The 4881-nt window shown below is 52.6% G+C and carries 2 protein-coding genes and 3 pseudogenes; 2 read left to right on the top strand and 3 right to left on the bottom strand.

Translation table 11 applies throughout. The features are described from left to right. Nucleotides 1-144 precede the first annotated feature (144 nt). Nucleotides 145-1088 (top strand): annotated as a pseudogene (locus ACW9IN_RS29965) (IS5 family transposase). Nucleotides 1089-1263: 175 nt separating this feature from the next. Here ACW9IN_RS29965 and ACW9IN_RS29970 read toward each other — a convergent pair. From ACW9IN_RS29970 to ACW9IN_RS29980, 3 genes and pseudogenes are all read right to left on the bottom strand, one after another. Continuing rightward, nucleotides 1264-1560, bottom strand: a pseudogene (locus ACW9IN_RS29970) (acyloxyacyl hydrolase); the annotation flags it as partial. Between the two features lie 50 nt (nucleotides 1561-1610). After that, nucleotides 1611-2698: pseudogene (locus tag ACW9IN_RS29975) on the bottom strand (IS3 family transposase). 514 nt (nucleotides 2699-3212) lie between these two features. Then, entirely contained in the window at nucleotides 3213-3800 is a 588-nt protein-coding gene (locus ACW9IN_RS29980; protein ID WP_050572493.1) for a MarR family winged helix-turn-helix transcriptional regulator, read from the bottom strand. A gap of 218 nt (nucleotides 3801-4018) precedes the next feature. Between ACW9IN_RS29980 and ACW9IN_RS29985 the strand changes: the two genes are divergently transcribed. Beyond that, nucleotides 4019-4732 (top strand): MFS transporter, encoded by a 714-nt coding sequence (locus ACW9IN_RS29985; RefSeq protein WP_256349166.1) that lies wholly within the window; start codon nucleotides 4019-4021, stop codon nucleotides 4730-4732. Nucleotides 4733-4881: the final 149 nt, after the last annotated feature.

The following is a 4881-nucleotide window of genomic DNA, read 5'->3' on the forward strand; positions in this document are numbered from 1 at the left end:
CCCCGATATCGGGAACCACCCTTTCAGATTTCGAGAATTTAGAACTTTACCCGGCAGCATTGTATACAGACGAGGTTAGGGAAATCCTGAAAAAGACTTCCTGATTTGGCAAAATCCCCAGAACGCCTGTCGCCGAGTTTTCCGATGAAGCAAATGACCCTCGCCGATGCCGAGTACGCCGGTAAGCGCAAACAGGCCCACAAGGAACTGTTCCTGATCGAGATGGATCGGCTAGTGCCCTGGAAGCGGTTGGTCGCCCTGATCGAACCCCATTACCCAAAGGGCGAAGGCGGTCGTTCGGCCTATCCATTGATGGCGATGCTGCGCGTGCACCTGATGCAGAACTGGTTCGGCTACAGCGATCCGGCGATGGAGGAGGCGCTGTACGAAACCACGATCCTGCACCAGTTTTCCGGGCTGAGCCTGGAGCGTAGCCCTGACGAAACCACCATCCTCAACTTCCGCCGCTTGCTGGAAAACATGAGTTAGCCGCCAGGATATTAGGTGTGATCAACGGGTATCTTGGTGATCGTAGGCTGTCGTTGCGACAAGGCACCATCGTCGATGCGACGATCATTCACGCGCCAAGTTCGACCAAGAACAAAGATGGCAAACGCGATCCCGAAATGCACCAAACGAAGAAGGGCAATCAATATTACTTCGGCGCCAAAGCGCATATCGGTGTCGACGATCAGTCAGGCGTGGTGCACAGCGTGGTGGTCACAGCAGCTAATGTTGCAGACATCACGCAGGTCGATAAATTGCTGCATGGCGAGGAAAACGTAGTGTGCGCTGATGCTGGCTATACCGGAGTCGAGAAGCACGAAGAACATACAGGACGCCAAGTCATCTGGCAGGTTGCAGCCCGACGCAGCACCTACAAAAAGCACGGTAAGGGCAGCGCATTGTACAAAGCGATGCGCAGGATCGAGAAAGCCAAATCCCAGGTTCGCGCCAAGGTTGAGAATCCGTTCCGGGTGATCACGCGTCAGTTTGGTTACACCCAGGTGCGCCTCCGAGGTCTGGTCAAGAACACCGTACAGATGGTAACGCTGTTCGCCCTGTTGAACCTATGGATGGCGCGCTGACACTTGCTATCCAATGCGGGAGAGGTGCGCCTGTGATAGAATAAATGGCTGCTGCGAGGTGCTCGCAATGGCAAAAAAGCATGAGATAGACGGCAGATTTGATCCAATTTGTTCGGCTACCGTTTTTGAAAAAGCCTATGACGAAGTAGCCGGAAAACATGGGGCTACTTCAGACCATCCCTAACTCTATGTAGAGCTTGATACTTTGGCCTGAAAATTCATAAACCAGTACAGGTGAGACGGACAAGCTATTGTTAGCAGCCGTCTCATCACCTTCCCAATAGGTGTATGCTCCACTCCAATAGCCAGTTAAACGACCGACTTCGGTCTGCCACCAACTCTTGTTCCAATCGACTTGCAATCACAAACGATAGGTCATGGTGGATTAGCCAGTTTGCCCTACCGCTAACTCTACTCCAGCAGCTTGCGTGGCAATATTGTGTCCCAACAATGTGGCCGCAACCGCCTCCAGGCAAAACGAATGGTAATCCCCCCATTTCTAATACACGTCAGAGATAGACGTCAGGCCACTAAGGCCAACTTCTTTTTAGGGGTGATGCCTCCAAGTGCCATATTCGAGCGCTCGTAATTGTATGTCGAGATCCAGTGTGTGCCGTAACCCTTAACGTCCGCTATCGATTCAAACAGATAATGCCCCAGCCAGTCGTAACGCACCGTGCGGTTATAGCGCTCGACGTAGGCGTTTCGCTGCAGGTTGCCCGGCTGAATATAATCCAAGCGGATACCCCGTTTCTCGCCCCACCCAGTGAGTTTGGCACTTATAAATTCGGGCCGTTATCGCTGCGGATTGCCTGCGGGCTTCTGCGCCATTCGATGACCTGATCCAGCGCTCGCACTACACACTCAGCCGGAAGAGAAAAATCAATTTCCATGCTGCGCGCTTCCGGGCTGAAGTCGTCAATCAGATTGAAAACCCGAAAGCTGCGTCCGTCCGACAACTGATCGTGCATGAAGTCCATCGACCAGCACTGGTTGCTGGCTTGCGGAACAGCCAGTGGTTCAGGCTTTTCGCGCATGGTACGTTTGCGCGGCTTGATGCGTAGGTTCAGTTCCAGCTCGCGGTAAATCCGGTACACCCGCTTGTGGTTCCAGCGGTAGCCTTTGACGTTGCGCAGGTACAAAAAGCATAAGCCGAAGCCCCAGTTTCGCTGGTTGTATGTCAGGCGGATCAAATGATCCGCAATCTCAGAGTTTTCAGACGCCGTGCGTGGCTGATAGCGATAGCAGGGATAGTGACCACGAAAGCCAGGCACACCAGCCTGTGATGCTACACCGACCGGAACGAACAACCTCTAGTGCCATCTCTCGTCGCCGAGATTGCGTCACCACTTTTTTGCCATGGCTTCCTGGATGATCTCGGCTTTGAGGCGCTCTTCGGCGTACATTTTTTTAAGCTACCGGTTCTCTTCTTCCCGCTCACGTATACGGAGCATTAGCGAAGCGTCCATGCCGCCGAATTTGGTGTGCCACTTATAGAACGTGGCAGAACTGATGCCGTGCTCACGCCACAGCTCTGGGGCTGGGGTTCCAGCCTCTGCTCGCTTGAGAATGGCCATGATTTGACTGTCTGAAAAACGCGATGTCTTCATGCAAAATTTCCTTGATCCGGTCAGGAGAAAATTCTACTTCTGATGCGTACTTTTTTCAGGGGGATTACCCTTTCACCGCCCAGATGAGCAAGTGGCGCAGCCATGAACTCGCTACATATGGATACTTGGCTGCCTCAGAGGTTGGATCTTTCCACCAGACCTGCCAATGTGATTGGTGCACACCGCCCTAACGCAAGGAAACCACAATAAAACGCAGGATCGCCGTGTTCACTCGCAGGAACGCGTACATGGTGCCAGAGGCTCAGGTGCTGCTGGGTATTCTCAAAGTTGAAGGCGCATAGTTTTTCAATGGAAGGCAAGCTGCGTAGAGGCGGCCCCGGTTGCTGCGCTCATCAGGGGGGTGAGGTACAGCCTTCCTGACGTTGTTCACAGGTGTATGAAAAGCGGAACGCCAGGAGACGAGGCGATCTGAAGATGCGCCAGCGCTCAGCTTGAGAAACAGTCTTATTCCGACGGATTGGAGCACTAAATTTCAACGGTTTGCGACACGGCATTAATCCGGACAAACAGTCTCGCCACGTTCATTGATCATGCGTCCAACCTCCCGCGTTGACGGTACCCGATGAGACGGATTGATGGAATTCGCTTCAGCGTTTGCGAGGTTCTCTATTACTGTTAATAGAACGTGTCGTGCTGTTTCGACGTCTTGCTCCTTAAGCCCGGCCACACTCACCTCGTTGACTTCTAGCGCCAGAGGAATCAAAACATCCTTCAGCCGGCGTCCTTCCTCGGTGAGGAAAACGTGAACATTTTTTTTATTTTCCGGCCTCTGCTGTCGGGCTACGTAACCCAGTTTTTCCATCGCCTTCACCGCTGCGAAAGTCGTAGGCTCCATCAGTCCAGCCTGAGTGCTGAGCTGTTTTTGAGTCAACCCGTCTGTCTCCCAGAGGATTCGCAAGAATGCCCAATGACCAAAGGATACGCCGTGTTCAGTTAATCGCATCTGCAGCGCTCTGATCAGCGCGCGCGTTGCATCCTTGACCAAGTGAGCGAGACGATCATCAGGCACAACATCGTGCCAATGCCTGAGTATTTCCTGGGTTTCAGGTTGTTTGGGGGCCAAGGGCTTTGGTGCAGTCATATCAAGGTCCGTTCTCATCACTCGCGTCAGCGGAGTAAGCATAACGCGTTGTCGAAACACATGCGTCAGCTCATAAAATAATTAGATATCGTTCCTTTTTCATTGCGTGCAGAAAAAAATCGCCATAGTATCTTAGAGACCTAATAAAAAAGCACGCCAGGCTCCCCAGGCTTTGGCTGCGCTACACAAAGTCCGAGGCGTGCACAATGACAACAACAATGACAGATGCCGTGCCCCATCTTCTCCAGCGCAACCATGAGCGCATCGATAAGATCTATAGAAAAGTCACGTTACGCTTGATGACTTTCATTTTCGTGGCTTGGGTTCTCAATTATCTGGATCGCGTGAACATCAGCTTCGCGCAGGCTTACCTGAAGCACGATTTAGGTATGAGCGATGCTGCTTACGGACTCGGCGTAAGCTTGTTTTTTATAGGCTACATCGCTTTGGAAATACCCAGCACGCTTTACCTGCAAAAGATTGGTGCCCGGTTGACGATCACCCGGATCATGATGCTGTGGGGGTTGATCTCAGCGTCCATGGCATTCATGACAACGCCCACTCAGTTCTACATTGCCCGTGCCCTGTTGGGCGCTGCCGAAGCCGGCTTCTGGCCTGGAATCATTCTTTATCTGACCTATTGGTATCCAGGTGCCAGGCGCGCTCGCATCACATTGCGCTTCTTACTGGCCATCGCCGCAGCGGGAATCATCGGCGGTCCCCTGTCCGGTTGGATACTCACGCATTTCGTTGACGTCATGGGAATGAAAAACTGGCAGTGGATGTTCATCCTGGAAGGTCTTCCTGCTGCTGTAATGGGAGTGACGGCCTACTTCTATCTGGTAGACAAACCCGAGCAGGCAAAGTGGCTCGACGACGAGGAGAAGTCCATTATTCTCGACGCGCTGGCCGCTGACCGCGCGGGCATGTAGTGGTCAACTCATCCCGGACACGGTTTTGAGTTTTTCTTCCGTTTTCGCTGGGGCCAATCCATCGTTAAATTGATGAGGTCGGATCCAGTTGTAGTGAATCGCCCCGGATTCTCTAGACACCTTGCAAGCTCATTGTGTAACGTTTTTCA

Source organism: Pseudomonas sp. SDO5271_S396, assembly GCF_054071795.1.

Bases quoted from the DNA above. Each gene is read 5' to 3' on its own strand.
- ACW9IN_RS29980 (WP_050572493.1), bottom strand. From the start codon at position 3,800: ATGACTGCACCAAAGCCCTTGGCCCCCAAACAACCTGAAACCCAGGAA.
- ACW9IN_RS29985 (WP_256349166.1), top strand. From the start codon at position 4,019: ATGACAGATGCCGTGCCCCATCTTCTCCAGCGCAACCATGAGCGCATC.